At 62.9% G+C, this 21966-nt stretch carries 19 protein-coding genes; 12 read left to right on the forward strand and 7 right to left on the reverse strand.

Annotated features, from left to right (window positions below; translation table 11 throughout):
• Positions 1 to 201 precede the first annotated feature (201 nt).
• The 5 genes from IOD17_RS00365 (at position 202) to IOD17_RS00385 (ending at position 7147) form a co-directional block, all read left to right on the forward strand.
• Complete coding sequence (locus IOD17_RS00365) at positions 202 to 3072, forward strand: putative bifunctional diguanylate cyclase/phosphodiesterase (RefSeq protein ID WP_233683144.1); 2871 nt, start codon at positions 202 to 204, stop codon at positions 3070 to 3072.
• A gap of 81 nt (positions 3073 to 3153) precedes the next feature.
• Complete coding sequence (locus IOD17_RS00370) at positions 3154 to 4146, forward strand: MBL fold metallo-hydrolase (protein WP_233683145.1); 993 nt, start codon at positions 3154 to 3156, stop codon at positions 4144 to 4146.
• A 104-nt stretch (positions 4147 to 4250) separates the two neighbouring features.
• On the forward strand, positions 4251 to 5495 hold the full coding sequence (locus IOD17_RS00375; RefSeq protein WP_233683146.1) for an MFS transporter: 1245 nt from the start codon (positions 4251 to 4253) through the stop codon (positions 5493 to 5495).
• A gap of 50 nt (positions 5496 to 5545) precedes the next feature.
• Complete coding sequence (locus IOD17_RS00380; RefSeq protein WP_233683147.1) at positions 5546 to 6298, forward strand: substrate-binding periplasmic protein; 753 nt, start codon at positions 5546 to 5548, stop codon at positions 6296 to 6298.
• A gap of 174 nt (positions 6299 to 6472) precedes the next feature.
• The gene (locus IOD17_RS00385; RefSeq protein WP_233683148.1) at positions 6473 to 7147 is read left to right on the forward strand and encodes a hypothetical protein; all 675 of its coding nucleotides are present in this window, start codon (positions 6473 to 6475) and stop codon (positions 7145 to 7147) included.
• An 8-nt stretch (positions 7148 to 7155) separates the two neighbouring features.
• On the opposite strand, the gene zwf is transcribed toward IOD17_RS00385, so the two are convergent.
• Positions 7156 to 8643, reverse strand: a complete 1488-nt coding sequence (gene zwf / locus IOD17_RS00390; RefSeq protein ID WP_233683149.1) for a glucose-6-phosphate dehydrogenase — start codon at positions 8641 to 8643, stop codon at positions 7156 to 7158.
• 112 nt (positions 8644 to 8755) lie between these two features.
• On the opposite strand from zwf, the gene hexR reads away from it, so the two are divergent.
• Positions 8756 to 9622 (forward strand): transcriptional regulator HexR, encoded by an 867-nt coding sequence (gene hexR, locus IOD17_RS00395; RefSeq protein ID WP_233683150.1) that lies wholly within the window; start codon positions 8756 to 8758, stop codon positions 9620 to 9622.
• Positions 9623 to 9710: 88 nt separating this feature from the next.
• Positions 9711 to 9935: a PA3496 family putative envelope integrity protein gene (locus IOD17_RS00400; RefSeq protein WP_233683151.1), complete on the forward strand. Its 225-nt coding sequence runs from the start codon at positions 9711 to 9713 to the stop codon at positions 9933 to 9935.
• On the opposite strand, the gene IOD17_RS00405 is transcribed toward IOD17_RS00400, so the two are convergent.
• The gene (locus IOD17_RS00405; protein WP_325175653.1) at positions 9877 to 10839 is read right to left on the reverse strand and encodes a LysR family transcriptional regulator; all 963 of its coding nucleotides are present in this window, start codon (positions 10837 to 10839) and stop codon (positions 9877 to 9879) included. The genes IOD17_RS00400 and IOD17_RS00405 overlap by 59 nt on opposite strands.
• A gap of 189 nt (positions 10840 to 11028) precedes the next feature.
• Here IOD17_RS00405 and IOD17_RS00410 point away from each other — a divergent pair, with 189 nt between their 5' ends.
• From IOD17_RS00410 to glsB, 5 genes are all read left to right on the forward strand, one after another.
• Positions 11029 to 12444, forward strand: a complete 1416-nt coding sequence (locus tag IOD17_RS00410; RefSeq protein ID WP_233683152.1) for an acetyl-CoA carboxylase biotin carboxylase subunit — start codon at positions 11029 to 11031, stop codon at positions 12442 to 12444.
• Between the two features lie 16 nt (positions 12445 to 12460).
• Positions 12461 to 14269, forward strand: coding sequence for a sodium-extruding oxaloacetate decarboxylase subunit alpha (gene oadA / locus IOD17_RS00415; RefSeq protein WP_233683153.1), 1809 nt, complete (start codon positions 12461 to 12463; stop codon positions 14267 to 14269).
• Between the two features lie 308 nt (positions 14270 to 14577).
• Positions 14578 to 15519 (forward strand): sodium-dependent bicarbonate transport family permease, encoded by a 942-nt coding sequence (locus IOD17_RS00420; protein WP_233683154.1) that lies wholly within the window; start codon positions 14578 to 14580, stop codon positions 15517 to 15519.
• Positions 15520 to 15822 carry a DUF3240 family protein gene (locus IOD17_RS00425; RefSeq protein WP_233683155.1) on the forward strand — a complete coding sequence of 101 codons (303 nt, stop codon included), beginning with the start codon at positions 15520 to 15522 and terminating at the stop codon, positions 15820 to 15822. It abuts the gene before it with no gap.
• A gap of 78 nt (positions 15823 to 15900) precedes the next feature.
• Positions 15901 to 16809: a glutaminase B gene (gene glsB, locus IOD17_RS00430; protein ID WP_233683156.1), complete on the forward strand. Its 909-nt coding sequence runs from the start codon at positions 15901 to 15903 to the stop codon at positions 16807 to 16809.
• 30 nt (positions 16810 to 16839) lie between these two features.
• Here glsB and IOD17_RS00435 read toward each other — a convergent pair whose 3' ends face one another.
• The 5 genes from IOD17_RS00435 to IOD17_RS00455 form a co-directional block, all read right to left on the reverse strand.
• Complete coding sequence (locus IOD17_RS00435; RefSeq protein WP_233683157.1) at positions 16840 to 17190, reverse strand: hypothetical protein; 351 nt, start codon at positions 17188 to 17190, stop codon at positions 16840 to 16842.
• 130 nt (positions 17191 to 17320) lie between these two features.
• The gene (locus IOD17_RS00440) at positions 17321 to 18676 is read right to left on the reverse strand and encodes an 8-oxoguanine deaminase (protein ID WP_233683158.1); all 1356 of its coding nucleotides are present in this window, start codon (positions 18674 to 18676) and stop codon (positions 17321 to 17323) included.
• 227 nt (positions 18677 to 18903) lie between these two features.
• Complete coding sequence (locus tag IOD17_RS00445) at positions 18904 to 19359, reverse strand: GNAT family N-acetyltransferase (RefSeq protein WP_233683159.1); 456 nt, start codon at positions 19357 to 19359, stop codon at positions 18904 to 18906.
• A 58-nt stretch (positions 19360 to 19417) separates the two neighbouring features.
• The gene (locus IOD17_RS00450) at positions 19418 to 20404 is read right to left on the reverse strand and encodes an asparaginase (RefSeq protein ID WP_233683160.1); all 987 of its coding nucleotides are present in this window, start codon (positions 20402 to 20404) and stop codon (positions 19418 to 19420) included.
• A 79-nt stretch (positions 20405 to 20483) separates the two neighbouring features.
• On the reverse strand, positions 20484 to 21926 hold the full coding sequence (locus tag IOD17_RS00455) for an alanine/glycine:cation symporter family protein (RefSeq protein ID WP_233683161.1): 1443 nt from the start codon (positions 21924 to 21926) through the stop codon (positions 20484 to 20486).
• Between the last annotated feature and the right edge of the window lie 40 nt (positions 21927 to 21966).

A 21966-nucleotide genomic window follows, 5' to 3' on the forward strand; every position in this document is an offset into this window, starting at 1 on the left:
CGCCAGGCAGGGCAAACCGGCTCGGCACTGGGTTTTACTGGACGACTGGCCAGTCACGCGAGCAGCCCCGGCCAGTGCTGGGCGTACTGATCGAAAGTAAGGCAGGCGAAGTGAGAATTGCAGCACATCCAGCTTGGGCGATGCGTCTAGCTCGCGTATGCTGCGCCGACGTTTAGGCAACCACTTATAAGAAAATCGCCTATGACTTCGACTGCATCTGCTCAGGCAAATGGCCTCAAGCCGACTTCCGGGCGGGAAGTGGCTCAGCTGTTTGCTACCGATATCGCCGCCGAGCGCACCCGCATGCTCTATCAGGGTTCGCAGGTGCCGACCCTGTTCATGCTGCTCAGCGGTGTGGTCTGTGCCTTCCTGCTATGGGGTGCACTGCCATCGGAGCTGCTGGTCAGCTGGTCGATCTGGCTGGTAATCCTTGCCGTGCTGCGCCTGATACAGGTGCTCGCGTTCGAAAAGGCCATGCCCAGTCGCCAGGCCGAAGCGCATTGGCAGCACCTGTTCCTGCTCGGTGCCGGAGCATCCGGGTTGACCCTGGCGTTTGCCGCCATCGCCCTGGTGCCGGCTCATGTGTTCTACCTGCAGGCACTGGTGTACGGCCTGATTGCAGCGGCGATCCTCTCGGCCAGCGTGGCCTACGCCATCAGCTTTACTGCGTTCCTGACCTTCGCCTTGCCCTGCCTGCTGCCCTCGGTGGGTTACCTGCTGCTCAGCGACAGCCCGCTGCAGCAAGGTTGGGGCCTGCTCGGCAGTATTTTGCTGCTGGCTCTGCTGGTGGTGGCTTGGCAGGTCAATCGGCTGGTGCAGCGCAGCCTGCTGCAGCGCTTTCAGAATCAGGCGTTGATCAGCAACCTGGAGTACGCCAAGCAGCAGGCCGAAGGCCTCAACAGCGAACTGGCCCACGAAGTGGAGCAGCGCCGTCGCGCCGAGCGCGAGCTGCGCCAGGCCCATGGCGAGCTGGAAATGCGCGTGGCCGAGCGCACTCTGGAACTGGATGAAACCACCTACGCTCTGAGCAAGAGCCGCGCCCGCCTGACCCTGGCCATCGAGGCCAGCGAGCTGGGCCTGTGGGACTGGGACCTGCAGAGCGACGAGGTGCATCACTCGCGGCTCAAGGAAATCTTCGGCCTGGAACCGCACGAAGTGCAGGTCATGCTGCGCGACCTCAAACCGCGCCTGCACCCGGATGACCTGCCAGTGTTGCGCCGGGCGCTGGTCGAACATATGAAGGGGCGCAGCGACGACTACCAAGTGGAGTACCGCATCAAGCACGCCTTGGGTCATTGGGTGTGGATCGAAGACCGTGGCCGCGCGGTGGAGCGCGCCGCCGATGGCCGGGTGCTGCGCATGCTCGGCACGCGCCGCGACATCAGTGCACGCAAGCTGCTGGAGCAGCAACAGCAACTGGCCGCCACGGTATTTGAGGCGGCCAGTGAGGGCATCGTGATTCTCGACCCGGACTATCGCCTGCTGTCGGTCAACCAGGCTTTCAGCGATGTCACCGGCTATCGCCAGGACGAAGTGGTCGGCAAGAGCGTGATCAGCCTGATCAGCAGTGGCGACAGCCGTCGGCAGTACCAGTTGATTCGCCTGGAGCTGGAAAAGACCGGCTCCTGGCGCGGTGAGTTGATTGAAACGCGCAAGAACGGCGAACTCTACCCTCAGTGGCTGCAATTGAATGTGGTACGCGATTCGCGGGGCAACGTCAGCCATATCGTAGGCTTCTTCGCCGATCTGTCGTCGCGCCGCGAAGCTGAGGAGCGCCTGCGCTACCTCTCGCACTATGACGAACTGACCGGCCTGGCCAACCGCAGCCTGTTCAAGGAGCGCCTGCATGAAGCCAGCCAGCGCGCCCGGCAGAGCAACCGCAGCATCGCCCTGCTGCACGTCGATCTGGACCGTTTCAAGCTGCTCAACGACAGCCTTGGCCATGAAGTGGCCGACCAGCTGTTGCGTCAGGTCAGCCGCCGCCTGACCCAGGCGGTGCCGGAGGCGGATACTCTGGCGCGGTTGTCCGGTGACGAATTTGCCATCCTTATCGATTCCTACGGCAGCCTCTCCAGTCTGGCGCGGCTGGCCAGCCGCCTGCTCAGCAAACTGCGTGTGCCGATGACCGTGGGTGGGCATGAGTTGGTGGTCAGCGCCTCTCTGGGCATCAGCCTGCTGCCGGACAACGCGCGGGAGATTTCCGCGCTGGTCAGCCAGGCCAATATGGCCATGCAACATGCTAAGCACCTGGGCGGTAACACCTTCCAGTTCTTCACCGACAACCTGCAGGCCTGCACCCTGGAGCGTCTGCAACTGGAGAACCAGTTGCGCAAGGGCATCAATGAAGGCCAGCTGGAAGTGTTCTACCAACCCAAGCTGTGCCTGACCAGCGACAGCCTGAATGCCGCCGAAGCGCTGGTGCGCTGGCGGCATCCGGAACTGGGCCTGGTGCCACCGAGCGACTTTATCGGCCTGGCCGAAGAAACCGGGTTGATCGGCGCCATCGGTGAGTTCGTCCTACGTCAGGCCTGCTTACAGGCACGCGCCTGGCAGTTGCAAGGGCTCGCGCAGATTCGCGTGTCGGTCAACCTCTCGGTGCATCAGCTGCGTCAGGGCAACCTGCTCAGCCTGGTGCGCCAGGTGCTCGATGAAACCGGTCTGGCGCCGCAGCTGCTTGAACTGGAGCTGACCGAAAGCCAGCTGCTGGATAACGTCGAAAGCGTGATCAGCACCTTCCAGCAGCTGCGTGAGCTGGGGGTCAAGCTGGCGATCGACGACTTCGGCACTGGTTACTCCTCGCTCAGCTACCTCAAGCGCTTCCCGGTGGATTACGTGAAGATCGACCAGACCTTTATCCGTGACCTCACCCCAGGCAGCGAAGACGCCGCCATCACCCGGGCGATCATCGCCATGGCCCACAGCCTGGAACTCAAGGTGGTGGCCGAGGGCGTGGAAACTCAGGCGCAGATGGATTTCCTCAAGAGCCAGCGCTGCGACGAGATCCAGGGCTACCTGATCAGTAAACCGGTGCCCGCCGAGCAGTTCGTTTTGTTGTTGCGCGAGCAGGTCTGAAGGCCTGTTCTGCCCGCCCTAAGTTGGCTGACGGCAGTGCTGGTTAACCATAGGCTGGGCGTTATTGCCGAGGATTGAACGATGCTGCGCAGCCTGACCCTGCTAACCCTGTTGTGGCTTGCCGGCTGCGTGCAGAACCCTGCCGGCCTGCCGCTCTGGCATGGCGGCGCCATGCCGCCGCCGAGCCTGCAATATCTGGGTGTGGGAGGTTACCTGTTGCGCTGGCAAGGCGAGGCACTGCTGTTCGCGCCATCCTTCAGCAACCCCGCCAGCCTCGGTCAGCCGCCGCTGCTGGTAGCCGCCGACACCCAGAAAATCGATCAACTGATGCCGTCGGCCGCCGATGTCAGCATGCTGCTGGTTGGCCATGCGCACTACGATCACCTGCTTGATGTGCCGCATATCCTGCAAAAACACAGCCCCAAGGCTCAGGTCTATGGTTCCAGGACCATGGGCCATATCCTCGCTGCCGCCATTGCCCGCTCTCGCATTGTCGATGCCGAAAGTCAGATGGCGGTGGGTGCGACACCCGGCCAGTGGTTTTATTCACCCGAGCGCAACATCCGCGCCATGGCGATCAAGAGCGAGCATGCGCCGCACCTGTTCGGCATCAAGCTGTTGACCGGTGACTATCAGGAAGACCTGAGTGAGTTGCCACGCAGCACCTTCGGCTGGAAGGAGGGGCAGACGCTGGCCTGGCTGGTGGACCTGCTGGATCAGCAGGGTCGGCCGGTGTACCGCATCCATTATCAGGATGCTGCCAGCACTCCGCCCCTGGGGCTGCCGCCGCAGCTGTCGGACAGCAAGCGGGTGGATGTGGCGGTGCTCTGTGTCGGTGCCTGGAACCAGGCGGCGGCCTATCCTCAGGTGCTGTTGCAACGCGTGCAGCCACGCCTGGCGGTGCTCGGCCACTGGGAGGATTTCTTCGGCGGCGATCCGCGCCAGCCTCAGGGCCTGCGTTTGCAGGACATTCGCGGCATGGTGGCGCAGACCCGCGCCAACCTGCCTGCCGATGGCCAGCTGAAATTACCGGTGCCTTTCGCCTTTTTACCGCTTCCTGCGCCCGCGCCTTAACGCGCGGTCCAGCTCGCCTCTGCGCGAGAACTGGCCGTTGTCGCACTTGTCCAAGTGCCTGCTCAGCCGCTACTGTCGCCGCCTGTTCGCTGTGAGAACTCGCGATGTCGCCTTCCGCCCAACGTCCAGGCAATGCCACGCTGATCCTGCTGGCCTCGCTGTACTGTGCCCAGGGTCTGCCCTCCGGGTTGCTGGCCCATTCGCTGCCGGTATTGTTGCGCCAGCATGGTGTCGATCTGGCGCTGATTGGCCTGCTTAAACTGCTCGCACTGCCCTGGCTGCTGAAAGTGCTCTGGGCACCCTGGGTGGATCGCCTGGCATCACCGCGTCTGGGCCACCACCGTGGTTGGATTCTGCCGTTGCAGATGGGTGTTACCGGGGTAGTCGCCGCCTTGGCGCTGATGAATCCCGAGCGTCTGTTCGACAGCCATTTCCTGTTGCTGATCGGCCTGTTGCTGCTGGTCAACCTGGCGGCTTCGACCCAGGACATTGCCACCGATGGCCTGGTCGTGCGCCTGCTGCCGGAGCGTTGGCGCGGCCTGGGCAACAGCTTGCAGGTGGGTGGCTACAAGGTCGGCATGCTGGTCAGCGGCAGCGGCCTGTTGTTGGCCATGGATGCCCTGGGCTGGCACCTCAGCCTGGCGCTGGTGGCGGGACTGCTGGTGCTGATGACGCTGCCGATCTGGCGCTTCAATGAACGGCGTGAGCTGCCATTCCAGCCGGCCCAGGCCGAACCCGCAGGGCCGGGGTTGTTGCTGCGGCATTACCGGGGGTTGCTGATGCAGCCCGGCATGTTGCTCTGGTTGGCGGTGCTGCTGAGCTTCAAGCTGGGCGATGCGCTGGGCTCGCCGATGATCAAGCCGATGCTGGTGGACCAGGGTTGGAGCAATGCCGAGCTGGGCCAGCTGACCCTGATCAGCAGCCTGGCCGGAATCGGCGGGGCGTTACTGGGCGGCTTGTTGTATGCGCGCATTGGTGCGCTGCGGGCGTTGTTGCTGTTTGGTCTGTTGCAGGCCAGCGGCATTGCGGCCATGGCAGTGCTGGTCAATGCCGGCGGCAGCATCGGCCTGGTGTATCTGGTGGCGTTGTTCGAGCAAACCGCCGATGGCATGTCCACGGTGGCGCTGTTTGCCGTGATGATGCGTCAGTGCCGCCCCGAACATGAGGGCGCGGACTTTACCCTGCAGGCCAGCGTGCAACTGCTGTTGGCGGGGCTGGTGGGTGCGACCAGCGGATTGTTGGCCACGTGGCTGGGCTATCAGGCGCTGTTTGTCGGGGCAGGCAGTCTCGGTGTGCTGGCGCTGCTGGTGGTGCTGTCGTACTTCCGGCGCTACGGGCAGTTGAAGTAACCGCCTGCTAGAGTGGAACAGGCTTGCTTGTTCTGCCTGGGGTGACTGCCATGTCTGTTGCGCGCGCGCTGAGCCTGCTTCTGCTGATGGCATTGCCGACGAGCCAGGCGGCTCAGGCCGATGCCTTTATGGTCTTCGGCGCGCATGATGGTTTCCCCAAGTATTACGAGGAAAATGGTGAGGCCAAAGGCATCGTGGTGGATATCAGCCGCCAATGCCTGAATGAAATGCAGGTACCCTACCGCATCCGCCTGATGCCCTGGATGCGTGCCTATACCATGGCCCAGCGTGGCGAGGGCGGGGTGATCGGCCTGTCGATGAGTGACGAGCGCCTGACCCTGTTCGATTTTTCCGAGCCGATCTTTACCGAGCGTATCGTGCTGGTGGTCAAGCAGGGCCGTGAATTTCCCTTCCAGCAGGTGACAGACCTGCGCGACAAGTTGATTGGCGCCAGCATTGGCGCCAGCTATGGCAATGTTTTTGATGCGGCGGTGGCCGATGGCACGCTGACCATTGTCGGCTTCAACGACACCCGCAACGGCCTGGCCATGCTGATGCGCGAGCGTATCGACGCGATACTGCTGGGCTCCAGCGTCGATCTGCAGCGTCTTGTTCGCGACAATCCGGACCTGCAGGGCGCGACCTTCGTTACCTTGCCGGTTGCGTTCAAAACAGACAGCAAGTACCTGGGCATTTCCATCAGCCTGAAAATGCGCTGGTTTGTGCAGCAGTTCAATCAGTGTCTGGAGCGGGGCTACAAATCAGGCGCGTTCGACTCGATCATCTACCAGTACAGCAACTGACTTTTGATAGTTGGGGCGGCCGGATCGGGCCGTTGGCGTTTCCTCTGTTCCCAACCGCCGGGCAGCGCTTGCTGGATGTGCCGGTGCTGAGCGTCTAACCCAATCAAAGATGGCTGCCTTTGCCCGCGCGGCGCGCAATCCTGACGATCTGCATGGATTGAATGGAGGTTGCGTATGCCCAAACCCGCGAGCCTGAGTGTCGGCCTGCGCCTGCTGTTGGCGTCCCAGGCCATGGCCCCGTTAAGCGTCAAGCTGGGCCTGGTCCAGCAACTGGGGGCCGAGAAGGCCGCGTTGCTGGCGCCGCATATGCCGCCCGGGCAATTGCGCGAGCTGATCATGGCCATGCCCATCGAGTTTGCCGCAGCGGTGACGGTGCACCTCGATCCACGGCTGATTCTCGACACCTACCTGAGCCTGCCAGACAGCCTGCACCTGGAGGTGGCTCGCCAGCTCTGCGCCGACGGTGCTTTTGCCACGGCAGCGCGCTATGCCGAGTGCCTGTCGGCCAAGCAGATCAAGGTGCTGATCTACGGCATCAACGATGTTGACCATGTGCTGCAGATCGCCCGGCATATCGTCGACATGCCGCTGATCAGCGAGAGCCTGCGCAGTTTCTCCACCGGTTATTTGTGCAAGCTCACCGAAGCGGCGGTGGCCGACCGCAACCTGCCGGTGGCCGCGCAGGTACTTGGTGGCCTGTCATTGGCGCGGCAGGCTGACGTCTGTGCTGGCTTGCAGCCGAGCACGTTGCGGCAACTGCTGCCGCTGCTGCTGTTGATCAGCGGCGAGGGCCTGCGCAAGCAGTTGCCGGAGGCGGTGTTGGAGTTGTTTGAAAAACAGCTGGCCTAGCCGCCGGGCTACTCCATCCACTGCCGTTCGTGGCGCTCCAGCAGGTTACCGGCCTGCTCCGGGCCATCGCTGCCGGCCGGGTAGGGGCGTGGGCTCTGGTAGTGCTGGTGCCAGCCCTTGATGATCGGGTCGACCCAGTTCCAGGCGGCTTCCACCTCATCGCGGCGCATAAACAGCGTCGAATCGCCCTCAATTACATCCAGCAACAGGCGTTCGTAGGCATCCCAGCGGCGCTGTTTGTGGAAGGCGTCCGCCAGGTTGAGGTCGAGTTCCACCGGTTGCAGGTGCATACCCTTGCCGGGGCTTTTGCCCATCAGTTGCAGGCTGATGCGCTCTTCCGGCTGTAGACGGATCAGCAGGCGGTTGGCTTCGCCGCCGCCGAACAGCTGGTGTGGCACCGGCTTGAACTGGATGAGGATTTCCGAAGTCTTGCGCGCCAGGCGCTTGCCGGTGCGCAGGTAGAACGGCACGCCGGCCCAGCGCCAGTTGTCGATCTCGGCCTGCACGGCGACAAAGGTTTCCGTATCGCTGTCGTTGTCCACGTTCTTTTCGAAGTAGTAGGCCGGCACTTCCTGGCCGCCTATCTTGCCGGCGGCGTACTGGCCGCGCACGGTCTTGTCCTGCACATCCAGGCCGGTAATGGGCTTGAGCGTTTCGAGGATTTTCACCTTCTCGTTACGCACGGCCTCGGCATCGAAGCGCACCGGCGCTTCCATTGCCACCAGGCAGAGCAACTGCAGCAGGTGGTTCTGGATCATGTCGCGCATGGCCCCGGCTTTTTCGTAGTAGGCGCCGCGGTTTTCCACGCCGAGGGTTTCGCACACGCTGATCTGCACGTGGTCGATATGCCCGGCGCGCCACACCGGTTCGAACAGGGCGTTGGCAAAGCGCAGCGCCATCAGGTTCTGCACGGTTTCCTTGCCCAGGTAGTGGTCGATGCGGAACACCCGCGACTCATCGAACACCGCACCGATGGCGGCATTGATCGCCTGGGCCGACTCCAGGGAGTGACCAATCGGCTTTTCCAGCACGATGCGCGCCTTGGGGCCGGCCAGGCTGGCGATCTTCAGGTGCGAGGCGATGTCTTCGAACAGATCTGGCGCAGTGGCCAAGTAATAGATGCGCACGCGCTCGGGGTCGTCGCCCAGGCGTTTGCCCAGGCGGCCGAAGTCGGCGCTCTGGCTGGCGTCCATGGCGAAGTAGTCGAGGCGCGCGGCGAAGCTGGCCCAGGTGTCGTTGGCAAAGTCGCTGCGCGCTACCTGGGCGCGGCAGTGGCGTTCGGCCAGGGCTTGAAAGGCGCTGCGGGCCAAGTTGCTGCGGGCCAGGGCGAGGATGCGCGTGTCGTCATGCAGACGACCGGCGCGATGCAGGTGGTAGAGCGCTGGCAGCAGTTTATGCAGGGCCAGGTCGCCGGTGCCGCCAAACACCAGCATGTCGCAGGGAATGCTCAAGGTGGGAACTCCGACTCTGTTTGGTCGTGCGGGGGCGGCGGCCATGTAGTATAACTACAAGGTCACTACAACCCGTCGTGCGCCGATCATAACCGAGTCATGCTTGTGAATGCGGCGTGCTTGATGGATTCGTTAGCCAAATGTCGAGCCTAAACCTGTGAACCTGTTGCAGCACATTGCCCAGTCGCGCCCCCTGTTACGCAAGTCCGAACTGAAGGTGGCGGATCACGTTCTGCTCGATCCGGCCTCGGTGATGCACAGCTCCATGGCCGAACTGGCCCACAGCGTCGGCATCAGTGAGCCGACTATCGTGCGTTTCTGCCGGGCGATTGGCTGCAGCGGTTTTCAGGACCTCAAGCTCAAGCTGGCGCAAAGTCTGGCGGCCGGTGCCAGCTTTGGCCAGTTCGCCATTCATGAAGACGATTCGGTGGCGGACTTCAGCCTGAAGATTTTCGATACCACCCTGCATACCCTGATCGAGGTGCGCGAGAAGCTCGACACCCAGGCTCTGCAACAGGCCATCGCCGCCATCGCCAATGCCCAGCGCGTGGAGTTCTATGGCTTTGGTGCGTCCGGTGCGGTGGCGGCGGATGCCCAGCACAAATTTTTCCGGTTGCTGCTGACGGCGGCGGCCTATTCCGACCCGCACATGCAGGCGATGAGCGCGGTGACCCTGAAGCCCACCGATGTGGCCATCTGCATCTCGCAGTCCGGGCGCTCCAAGGACCTGCTGATCACCGCCAATCTGGTGCGTGAGGCCGGCGCAACGCTGATCACCCTGTGCCCCAGCCAGACCCCGCTGGCAGATCTGGCCACAGTCAACCTGGCCATCGACGTGCAGGAAGACACCGAGATATACACCCCGCTGACCTCGCGCATCGCTCATCTGGTGGTGATCGACGTGCTCGCCATGGGCGTGGCCATGGCCCGTGGCCCGGGGCTGGTCAACCACCTCAAGAGCGTCAAGCGCAGTCTGCGCAGCCTGCGTCTGTCGCCCAAGGCGCACAAGAACAGCGACGACTGATTTCATCGTCGCGTTATTGTCCGGCCATCAAAGCGTCATCTAGGCAGCCGAAGCTGGTACTCCCTTATTCAGCCTGGGAGTTGCCCCTATGTCTGGCTATCTGGATCACGCGCAGTCGCATGAAAGCACCGACAGCAAAACCCGGCGCAAGCTGCTCGACCAGCGGCGCATGGAATACCGCCGCGCCATAGAAAGCTACGCCGAACAGCGTCAGTTGCAGCAACAGCTGGCCGATTACCCAGAACTGATTGCGCTCAACTACCTGGCGGGCAAGCAGGCGCTGGCGCCGCAAAGCGCTCAGCGAGGGCGTTGATCAGGCTGCGTTGATCGCGCACGAAGGCAAAGAACGCCTGGGCCACCGGCGACAGGTATTTGCCCCGTGGGTGAACCAGGCACCAGCTGCGCAGCAGCGGTAGTTCAGCCACCGGCAGTTCGCGCAACACGCCGAGGTCCAGCTCGCGGCGCACGGCGTGACGTGGCAGCAGCGCCACGCCGAGGCCAGCGAGCACCCCTTCACGCTGACTTTCCAGTGAGCCGACTTCCAGGCTGTGGGCAAAGTGTGCCCGTTTGAGGTGGAAATATTCCTCGCAGGCCTGGCGCGTGCCGGAGCCGGGCTCGCGAGTCAGCAGTGGAAAGGCCGTGAGGTCCTGCAGGTTCAGCTGGGTGTGCTGACACAGCGGGTGGTCGGGTGGGGCGACGGCGATGATCGGGTTATTAAGGAAGGGCAAAAACTCCAGGTTCATGTCGGTGGGCACCCGCGACATGATCAGCAGGTCATCGCGGTTGGCGTTCAGGCGCTTGACTGCCTGGTTGTGGTTGGTCACCACCAGCTGCAAGTTGACTTCCGGGTATTCGCGGCGAAAGGCGGCGAACAGGTGGGGTATGAAGTACTTCACGCTGGACTCCACCGCCAGCGCAAGTTGCCCTTGCAGTGAGCCTTGCAGGTCGGCCAGTTGCATGTCGAGGCTTTCCAGGCGGCCGAAAATATCCGCGCTGGCCAGCTGCAAGGCTTCGGCGGCTTCGGTCAGGTAAAGCTTCTTGCCGACGTAATCGAACAGCGGTTGGCCGAGCAGCTCTTCGAGTTGGCGAATCTGCAGGCTGACAGCGGGCTGGGTCAGTGCCATTTCCTCGGCCGCTCGGCTGTAAGAGAGGTTGGTGCACACCGAGCGGAACACCTGAAGCTGACGAAGTGTCATGCGCATCAATGACTTACGCACGTTTATGACCTCTATGGCTGGGCTTCTGAGGTTTAACTATAAGTCTTAGCTAATACTAAACCCAATAAATATTGATTTTGGTTAATCGCTAAGCCGGCGTAGCTTAAATGCATGACCGCTCGTGCTGCTGCGGTCACACGTCGACCGTTTTTTCCGGTTGCCTGTTCACGTGATCGAGGATGCTGGCTCGTGATCAAGAAAATCCTGATAGCCAACCGCGGTGAGATTGCCGTACGCATTGTGCGGGCCTGTGCCGAAATGGGCATCCGCTCGGTGGCGGTGTATTCCGATGCCGACCGGCAGGCACTGCACGTCAAGCGTGCGGATGAAGCTCACAGCATCGGTGAAGAGCCGCTGGCCGGTTATCTGAACCCGCGCAAGCTGGTCAATCTGGCGGTGGAAACCGGTTGCGATGCACTGCACCCCGGTTATGGCTTCCTTTCGGAAAACGCTGAGCTGGCGGAAATCTGCGCCGAACGCGGGATCAAATTTATCGGCCCGAGCGCTGAGGTCATCCGCCGCATGGGCGACAAGACCGAAGCCCGGCGCAGCATGATCAAGGCCGGTGTACCGGTTACCCCTGGCACTGAAGGCAACGTTGCCGACCTGGCTGAAGCGCTGCGCGAGGGCGACCGCATCGGTTACCCGGTGATGCTCAAGGCCACCAGCGGTGGCGGCGGTCGTGGTATCCGTCGCTGCAACTCGCGCGCCGAGCTGGAAGCAGCCTACCCGCGGGTAATCTCCGAGGCGACCAAGGCCTTTGGCAGCGCGGAAGTGTTCCTGGAAAAATGCATCGTCAACCCCAAGCACATCGAGGCGCAGATCCTCGCCGACAGCTTCGGCAACACCGTGCACCTGTATGAGCGCGACTGCTCGATCCAGCGGCGTAACCAGAAGCTCATCGAAATTGCCCCCAGCCCGCAGCTGACCCCCGAGCAGCGCGCCTATATCGGCGACCTGGCCGTGCGTGCGGCCAAAGCCGTGGGTTATGAGAACGCCGGCACTGTGGAGTTCCTGCTCGCCGAGGGCGAGGTGTACTTCATGGAGATGAACACCCGGGTGCAGGTGGAGCACACCATCACCGAAGAAATCACCGGCATCGATATTGTCCGCGAGCAGATTCGTATCGCCTCGGGCCTGGAGCTGTCGATCAAGCAGGATGACATCATCCACCGCGGCTTTGCCCTGCAGTTCCGCATCAACGCCGAAGACCCGAAGAACAACTTCCTCCCCAGCTTCGGCAAGATCACCCGTTACTACGCCCCCGGCGGCCCCGGCGTGCGCACCGACACGGCGATCTACACCGGTTACACCATTCCGCCGTATTACGACTCCATGTGCCTGAAGCTGATCGTCTGGGCGCTGACCTGGGAAGAAGCCCTGGCCCGTGGCCTGCGGGCCCTGGATGACATGCGTGTGCAGGGGGTGAAGACCACCGCTGCCTACTACCAGGAAATCCTGCGCAACCCGGAGTTTCGCAGCGGCCAGTTCAACACCAGTTTCGTCGAGGCGCACCCGGAGCTGACCGAGTACTCGATCAAGCGCAACCCGTCGCACCTGGCCATCGCCATCGCCACCGCCATTGCTGCCCACGCCGGCCTGTAGGGGAAGGAATCAGATCATGAGTAAAAAAATTACCGTCACCGATACCATCCTGCGCGATGCCCATCAGTCGATCATCGCCACGCGCATGCGCCTGGACGACATGTTGCCGATCTGCGCCAAGCTCGATCAGGTTGGCTACTGGTCGCTGGAAGTCTGGGGCGGCGCGACCTTCGACGCCTGTGTACGCTTCCTCAAGGAAGACCCGTGGGAGCGTCTGCGCAAACTCAAGGCCGGTCTGCCCAACACTCGTCTGCAAATGCTCCTGCGCGGGCAGAACCTGCTTGGCTACCGCCACTACAGCGACGATGTGGTGCGCGCTTTCGTGGCCAAGGCGGCGGTCAATGGCATCGACGTGTTCCGCATCTTCGATGCGATGAACGACGTGCGTAACCTGCGGGTGTCCATCGAGGCTGTGAAAGCCGCCGGCAAGCATGCTCAGGGCACCCTCAGCTACACCACCAGCCCGGTGCACACCGTCGAGGCGTTCGTGAAGCAGGCCAAGGCCATGCAGGCCATGGGCATCGACTCCATCGCGATCAAGGACATGGCTGGCCTGCTGACGCCGTACGCCACGGCTGAACTGGTCAAGGCATTGAAAGCGGAAGTGGATCTGCCGGTGTTTATCCACAGCCACGACACCGCTGGCATGGGCTCGATGTGCCAGCTCAAGGCGATCGAGGCCGGTGCCGACCATATCGACACCGCCATCTCCAGCTTCGCTTGGGGCACCAGCCACCCCGGCACCGAGTCGATGGTCGCGGCGCTCAAGGGCAGCCCCTACGACACCGGCCTGGATCTGGCGCTGATTCAGGAGATCGGCCTGTACTTCCATGCCGTGCGCAAGAAGTACCACCAGTTCGAAAGTGAGTTCACTGCCGTGGACACCCGCGTGCAGGTCAATCAGGTGCCAGGCGGGATGATGTCCAACCTGGCCAACCAGCTCAAAGAGCAGGGCGCTTTGCACCGCATCAATGAGGTGTTTGCAGAAATCCCACGGGTGCGCGAAGACCTCGGTTTCCCGCCGCTGGTGACCCCGACCTCGCAGATTGTCGGCACCCAGGCGGTGTTCAACGTACTCGCTGGCGAGCGCTACAAGACCATCACCAACGAAGTGAAGCTTTACCTGCAGGGCCGTTACGGCACCGCGCCGGGCAAGGTCAATGAGCAGCTGCGCAAGCAGGCGATTGGCAGCGAAGAAGTCATCGAAGTGCGCCCGGCCGATCTGCTCAAGCCGGAAATGGCCAAGCTGCGTGAGGAAATCGGTGCCCTGGCCAAGTCCGAAGAGGACGTGCTGACCTACGCCATGTTCCCGGATATCGGCCGCAAGTTCCTTGAAGAACGCGCTGCCGGCACCTTGACCCCGGAAGTGCTGCTGCCCATTCCCGAAGCCGGCGGCGTGGCCCCGGCCGGTGGTGAAGGCGTGCCGACCGAGTTTGTGGTGGACGTGCATGGCGAAAGCTACCGCGTCGACATCACCGGCGTGGGCGTGAAGAGCGATGGCAAGCGCCACTTCTACCTGTCCATCGACGGCATGCCGGAAGAGGTGGTGTTCGAGCCGCTGAATGATTTCGTCGCGGGGAGCTCAGGCAAGCGCAAGCAGGCCAGCGCGCCAGGTGATGTCAGCACCAGCATGCCGGGCAACATCGTTGATGTGCTGGTCAAGGTCGGCGACACGGTTAAAGCCGGTCAGGCCGTGCTGATCAGCGAAGCGATGAAAATGGAAACCGAAGTGCAGGCGCCGATTGCCGGCACCGTGACGGCGGTGCATGTGGTCAAGGGCGACCGGGTCAACCCGGGTGACGTACTGGTGGAAATCGAAGGTTAACCTCGGAAGCCCCGGCTGTTTGAACAGGCATTTGAACGGCTTTTTTTGGGGCTTCTTTTTACACCGCCGGCGCGGCTCAGTCGTCGCGCCAGCATGGGTTTTTAGGCCCAGTGCCTGAGTCCCCCAGGAGCCTTACGGCTCCTTTTTTTCGGTTATGCCCCGCTGCGCAGGGGCCTGCTGTTCTCAGCAGGAGACTGGGCAAAACTGCGGGTATCAGCACAACGCGTGGTGGGGGCATGACCTTTTATTCGAGCAGGTGGTGACGCGGCAGGCGTCTTAATGGCAGTTCAATACAGGAGCAATGCGCGGTGAGCCTGGATCCGGTGGTGCTGTTCTTTGTCTTCGGCCTGTTGGCCGGGTTGCTGAAAAGCGAGTTGAAGCTGCCGCCCGCGTTGTATGAAACGTTGTCGATTATTCTGCTGCTGGCGATTGGTCTGCACGGCGGCGTGGAGCTGGCCGAACAAGCCAGCTGGCAGTTGCTTGGCCAGGCGGCCTGGGTGCTGGGTCTGGGGGTGACGTTGCCATTGCTGGCCTTTGCCGTGCTGCGTGGTCTGGGCCTTGACCGGGTTAACGCCGCCGCAGTGGCCGCGCACTACGGTTCGGTCAGCGCCGGGACCTTCGCCGTGGTGGTGGCTTATATGCTGGCCAAGGGCATCGAGTTCGAGAGCTACATGCCACTGTTTGTCGCCATCCTGGAAATCCCGGCGATTCTGGTCGGCATCCTGCTGGCCAAGGGCATTGCCCGTGAAACCGACTGGGGCGAGCTGGGCCGGGAAATCTTTCTCGGCAAGAGCATCATGCTGCTGCTCGGCGGCCTGATCATCGGTGCGATTGCCGGCAAGGAGGCGATCAAACCGCTGGAGCCGTTCTACACCAGCATGTTCAAACCGGTGCTGGCGCTGTTCCTGCTGGAAATGGGCCTGATCGCCTCCGGCCAGCTGGGCTCGCTCAGGCAGTTCGGCTTGCGCCTGCTCGGCTTTGCCCTGCTGATGCCGTTGTGCGGTGCGTTGATCGGCGCGCTGCTGGGCCGTTTCCTGGGTCTGAGCCTGGGCGGCACCGCGGTGTTGGCCACGCTGGCGGCGTCGGCGTCTTATATCGCCGTGCCGGCGGCTTTACGTCTGGCCTTGCCCGAGGCCAACCCGTCGCTGTCGCTGACGGCGTCGCTGGGCATCACCTTTCCCTTCAATATCATCGTCGGCATCCCGTTGTACCTGATGCTGGCCGAACAGCTGATCGCCTGGGGGCTCTAGATGGACGCGCATATCCGCACCCTGCTTACCGTGATTTGCGAAGCGGCGCTGGAGAAAAAGTTGGTGGCTGACCTGGAACAGCTCGGCGCGCCGGGCTGGACCATCTCCGATGCCCGTGGCCGCGGCGGCCGCGGCGTGCGCAGCGCCGGCTGGGACACCGAAGGCAATATCCGCGTGGAGATCATCTGCACCCGCGATGTCGCCGAGCGCATCGCAGGCCATCTGCAGGCGCGCTACTACGCCAACTACGCCATGGTCTGCTACCTGGCCCAGGTGGAAGTGCTGCGCGCGGAAAAGTTCTAGGCGTGTGATTAGCGCCGCCAGGCAAGCGTCTATCTGCCATCGTCCGAGGCGCGCTCGGACCTTGTGGCGAGCCTGAGCATGCAAGCGCTGTTGAATGAAATTCTGGAGCAAGTCCGTCCGCTGATCGGCCAGGGCAAGGTGGCCGATTACATCCCGGCGCTGGCCGATGTGCCGGCCAACCAGTTGGGCATTGCGGTGTACAGCAATGACGGCGAACTGTCCTGCGCCGGTGATGCGCATACGCCGTTCTCGGTGCAGAGCATTTCCAAGGTGTTCAGTCTGGTGCAGGCCATCGAGCATTCCGGCGAGGCGATCTGGCAGCGTCTCGGCCATGAGCCGTCCGGCCAGCCGTTCAACTCGCTGGTGCAGCTGGAGTTCGAGCGCGGCAAGCCGCGCAATCCGTTTATCAATGCCGGTGCCCTGGTGATCTGCGACATCAATCAGTCGCGCTTTGCCGCGCCGGTGCTGTCGATGCGCGACTTCGTGCGGCGCCTGGCCGGCAACCCCGAGGTGCTGGTGGATCGACGCGTGGCTGAGTCGGAATACCAGCACCGCGCGCGCAATGCGGCTGCGGCTTACCTGATGCAGTCCTTCGGCAATTTCCACAACGATGTCGAGGCGGTTTTGCGCAGCTATTTCAGCTACTGCGCGCTGCGGATGAGCTGCGTCGACCTGGCACGGGCCTTCTGCTTTCTGGCCAACGATGGCTTCTGCAAGCACAGCGGCCAGCAGATTCTCAGTGCGCGGCAGAGCAAGCAGGTCAACGCGATCATGGCCACCAGCGGCCTGTATGACGAGGCGGGCAACTTCGCCTACCGCGTCGGCTTGCCGGGCAAGAGCGGGGTTGGCGGCGGTATCGTCGCCGTGGTGCCGGGGCGTTTCAGCGTGTGCGTGTGGTCGCCGGAGTTGAACGCTGCTGGCAACTCCCTGGCCGGGATCAAGGCCCTGGAGCTGCTGAGCGAGCGGATTGGCTGGTCGGTGTTCTGACGGTGCCGCGCCTATCGCGGCTATGATGGATCAATCGGCCATTGGCTCGGCTGATTCATCAGGTGCCGGTGCCTCTTGCTGCGGTGCTTTCTCGGTTTTTTCGCAGATGCCATTGGCGCCCTGCTTACCGGTGTAGGACACCGTTGGCGCGCCTGCAGCATTCAGGCTGATGGACAGGGTTACTCCCTCGCCCTTGGCCTCGAAGAATTGCTCGCTGAGCTTGTGCAGGACGATCTTTTTGTCGTTGATATACACCGGGCCACCGGCCTCGGCGCGTACGCTGAGGTCGGTTGGGCAGGTGACCTCGAAGGCCGGCAGGTTGGCGGCATGGGTCATGCCGCTGACGGTTAACAGGGCGAAAAGGCTGGGCAGTCTGTTCATGCTGTGGCTCCAGGCAGGGCGGTGGATCAGGCCGTCGCCGTTAGCGGCGGCCTGAACACTCAACTAAGCAGCCGTCTGTGGCCCTGTCCAGCCGTTGCGGGGTTGGCCCGATCAGCTGCCTGGCCCGCTATCACCCGGCAATCAGCTCTTTGGCCGCCTGGCGGTGATCGGCGATCAGCTTGGCTACATCCAGACCTTCGATCTGTCCGTCGATGACTCGCCACTGGCCACCGATCATCATCCGGTCGGCCTTGTCGGCACCGCACAGCAGCAGCGCGGAAATCGGGTCGTGGCTGCCGGAGAAACGCAGCTCGTCGAGCTTGAAGAAGGCCAGGTCGGCTTGCTTGCCCACGGCCAGTTCGCCGATATCTGTGCGCCCCAGCAGCTTGGCCGAGCCTTTGCTGGCCCAGCCGAGGGCCAGTTCCGGGGTGATTTTCTCGGCACCGTAGCGCAGGCGCTGGATATACAGGGCCTGACGCGCCTCGAGGATCATGTTCGAGCCGTCGTTGGAGGCCGAGCCGTCTACACCGATGCCGATTGGCGCGCCCGCAGCTTCCAGGTCGAGGGTCGGGCAGATGCCGGAGGCCAGGCGCATGTTCGAGCTTGGGCAATGGCAGATGCCGGTGCCGGCTGCACCCAGGCGGGCGATTTCATCCGGGTTGAAGTGGATGCCGTGGGCCAGCCAGGTGCGTGGACCGAGCCAGCCGACGCTGTCCAGATAATCCACGGTGCGCAGGCCGAAGCGTTGCAGGCAGAAATCTTCTTCGTCGAGGGTTTCCGCCAGGTGGGTGTGCAGGCGCACGTCCAGCTCCTCGGCCAGCTCGGCGCTCTGGCGCATGATTTCCTGGGTCACCGAGAACGGTGAGCAGGGCGCGAGGGCGATCTGGATCTGCGCGCCGTCGCCGCGCTGGTGGTAGTCGTGGATCAGGCGTTGGCTGTCGGCCAGGATCACTTCACCCTCCTGCACCGTCTGCTGCGGCGGCAGGCCGCCATCGGCTTCGCCCAGGCTCATCGAACCCCGGGTGAGCATGGCGCGCATGCCCAGTTCGCGCACGGCTTCAACCTGCACGTCGATGGCGTTTTCCAGACCACCGGGGAACAGGTAATGGTGATCCGCCGCCGTGCTGCAACCGGACAGCAGCAGTTCGGCCAGGGCCACTTTACTGGCCAGGGCGAGTTTCTCGGGGGTCAGGCGGGCCCACACCGGGTAGAGGGTTTTCAGCCAGGGGAACAGCGGCTGGTTGACCACCGGGCCCCAGGCGCGGGTGAGGGTTTGATAGAAGTGGTGGTGGGTGTTGATCAGGCCCGGCAGCACCACATGCTCACGGGCATCGAAGGTGCGGTTGCAGGGTTGGCTCGGCTGTTGGCCGGCCTTGAGCAGCTCGACGATTACACCGTCTTCAATCACCAGGCCGCCGGCGGCGTCGAGAGTATTGGCAGTGAAGATGGCGAGGGGGTTCTTGATCCAGATACGTGTAGCAGCCATTGAGTTGGCTCCTCTGAAGGTGGGTTCAGGTTAGCCAGCTCAGTGTTTACCCTGTCTGCTGATCCAGGTGCGCGGCCGGCGCAGATGGCCGGGCGTGGCGCAGAAGATAACGCCGTAAGCTGCCTGCGACAAGCCCGTCGGGCGGAATTTCTGACCAGAAGGTCAGCGGGCGAAGAGCCTGTTTTTAACGCAGCAGGGCCGACGCGCAGCAGATCATAAACAGGCTCTCAGAACAGCTTGCGGTACTGGACGAAGCCCGAGCGCTCGGCGATGCGCTCATACAGCAACATGGCTTTGCTGTTGCTCTCATGGGTCAGCCAGTAGGTGCGAGAACAGCCATGAGCCTGGGCTTCACGGTAGACGTGTTCGATCAGCTGACGGCCGGCGCCGCTGCTGCGGATGTCCTTGGCGATAAACAGGTCCTGCAGGTAGCAGTAATCGCCGGTGGTCCAGGTCGAGCGGTGGTAGATCCAGTGCACCAGGCCAATCGCCTGGCCGTCATGCCAGGCCAGCGCGGCGTGCATCGGCTCGGCTGGATCGAGAAAGCGTTGCCAGGTGATGTCGCTGGTCGTGGCGGCTATCTCGGTCATGTAGAAGCGCTGATAGCCTTGCCACAAGGGCAGCCAGGCGGCGTGGTCGGCGGTCGTTACCGGGCGGATTTCGACGGGGATGCGGACGGGCATAGCGACTACCTCCTTGGCTGGATAAAACCCTTACAGCCTAGCCGTAAGGGCCCACGCTTCAATTGGCACGTTCACCACAGACATCCAGGGCAAACCAGTGTTCCACCTCGGCCTGGCTCAGACCCGCGCCGAGCAGGGCGAACAGTTTGCCCAGCGCCGCTTCGCGGGTCATGCCACCGGCAGAAACCAGGCCGGTGCTGGCCAGTTGGCTGCCGGCCGCGTACACGCCGAATTCGACATGGCCGTGCGGGCACTGGCTGATCGCTGTCAGCACCACGCCGCGCTCATGGGCGGCCTTAAGCACGCCGAGCAGTTCGGCGTCATCCGCCGGCCCGGTGCCGCTGCCATAGCATTCCAGCAGCAGCCCTTGTATGCCACTGTCCAGCAGGGCGCGCAGGTGGCGGGCCTGGATGCCAGGGTAGAACGGCAGTACGGCCAGATTCACCGGCTGACGCGCTTGGCGGTAGTCGATACTCGCCGGAATGCTCTCGGCGCGGGCACTTTGGCGCTGGCGCGGCAGCACCTGGAAGGCGTCGAAGGCATCACTGCGCAGCTTGCTGACCCGCGCGCCATGCAGCAGCTCGCCGTTGAAATACAGATGCACGCCAAGCGATATGCCTGCCTGCAGCGCATGCATGGCACCGAACAGGTTGCCCCAGGCATCGCTGCCCTCGGCGCCTGCCGGCAGCATCGAGCCGCTGAGTACCACCGGTACGCCAAGCCCGAGCAGCAGAAAGCTCAGGGCGGCAGCGCTGTAGGCCAGGGTGTCGGTGCCGTGCAGCAGCAGCACGCCATCGCAACCGTCCTGCTCGATACCGCTGCGAATCGCTGCGACCATCGCCAGCCAGTTGCTCTGGTTCATATTGGCGCTGTCGATCGGCGGCAGCAGCTCGCGGAAGGTCCACTCGGGTAGCTGGCGCGTTTCCAGCGCCTGCTGGGCACGCAGGCGTGCCTCGAAGCCGGATGCGGGGGCCAGGCCGGCCGCGCTCATCTGCATGCCGATGGTGCCACCGGTGTAGAGCACCAGAAGATTGCTACAACCCATCAGGGGTCTCCGTACTTTCATTGTTCTTATAAGAAAACAGGGGGCCAAGCCCCCTGTTTGTCATAGCAGTTGTCGCGACTTAGCGCTGGTGCACGCTGTTGCTGACTTCTGCATGGCTGGCCGGGGCGTTTTGCGCCGCATTTGGCCAGGCTGCTGGGTCGAGGTCCAGGTCGGCGAAGTTCTTCGCGTCAAACACGGGCGACTCTACACCGGCCTTGATCTGGCTGTCGTAATCGCGCATCAGGCGCAGGCCAACCTTGAACAGCAGCGCCAGGGCAATCAGGTTGCAGATGGCCAGCAGGCCCATGGTCACGTCGGCGAAGGCGAACACCGTGCCCAGATCCTGCACCGAGCCCCAGAGTACCAGTGCCACCACCAGTACGCGGTAGACCAGTACCGGTGCACGCTTCTTGCTGAAGAAGCCCAGGGCGTTTTCGCCGAGGTAGTAGTTGTAGATCAGGGTGGTGAACACGAACAGCAGCAGCGCGATGCTGACGAACACCCGGCCCCACTCACCGACAACGGCGGCCAGAGCGGTCTGGGTCAGCACGACGCCGGCCATTTCGCTGCCTGGCTGATACACACCCGAGAGCAGGATGATCAGTGCGGTGCTGGTGCACACCAGGATGGTGTCGATAAATACGCTGAGCGATTGCACGATGCCCTGCGCCGCCGGGTGCTTGACCTGGGCGACTGCAGCGACGTTCGGCGCACTGCCCAGACCGGCTTCGTTGGAGAACAGGCCGCGTTTTACACCCATCATGATGGCCGCGCCGATGCCGCCGGCAAAGGCAGGCTCCAGACCGAACGCGCTCTTGACGATCAGGGCGAACACCGCCGGCACTTCGTTCAGGTTCATGCCGATCACCACCAGCGCCATGCCGATGTAGGAGAAGGCCATGATTGGCACCAGTACGTCAGCCATGCTGGCGATGCGCTTGATGCCGCCGAAGATGATCAGACCGATCACCACGGTGAGGATCAGGCCGCTGGCGATGGTGGGCAGGCCAAAGGTGTCATGCAGCGAACTGGCTACGGTGAACGACTGCACGGCGTTGAAGCCGAAGCCGAAGGTCACCAGCAACAGGATCGACACCACGATGCCCAACCAGCGCTGGCCGAGGCCGTGCTGGATGTAGAAGGCCGGGCCACCACGGTAGGTGCCGTCGTCTTCACGGCGTTTGTACAGCTGCGCCAGAGAGCACTCGAAGTAGCTGGTGGCCATACCGACCAGGGCTACAACCCACATCCAGAAGATCGCGCCCGGGCCGCCGAGCATGATCGCCACCGACACACCGGCGATGTTGCCGGCGCCGACGCGGCCGGCGACCGACAGCATCAGCGCCTGAAACGAGCTGAGCTGGCCAGGCTGGCGCTGGAAGGCTTCGGCGAAGATGCGGAACATGCTGCTGAAGTAGCGGAACTGGACGAAACGCGAGGCGATGGTGAAGTACAGACCAAGGCCGATCAGCATCACGATCAGGAGCTTGCTCCAGATCAGGTCGTTGAGAATATCGAGCATGGCAGTGAGGTCTCTCTTGTTGTTCTGTTAAGGAAATATG

Origin of the sequence: Pseudomonas anguilliseptica (assembly GCF_021375795.1) — a bacterium.
Classification (GTDB): domain Bacteria; phylum Pseudomonadota; class Gammaproteobacteria; order Pseudomonadales; family Pseudomonadaceae; genus Aquipseudomonas; species Aquipseudomonas anguilliseptica_A.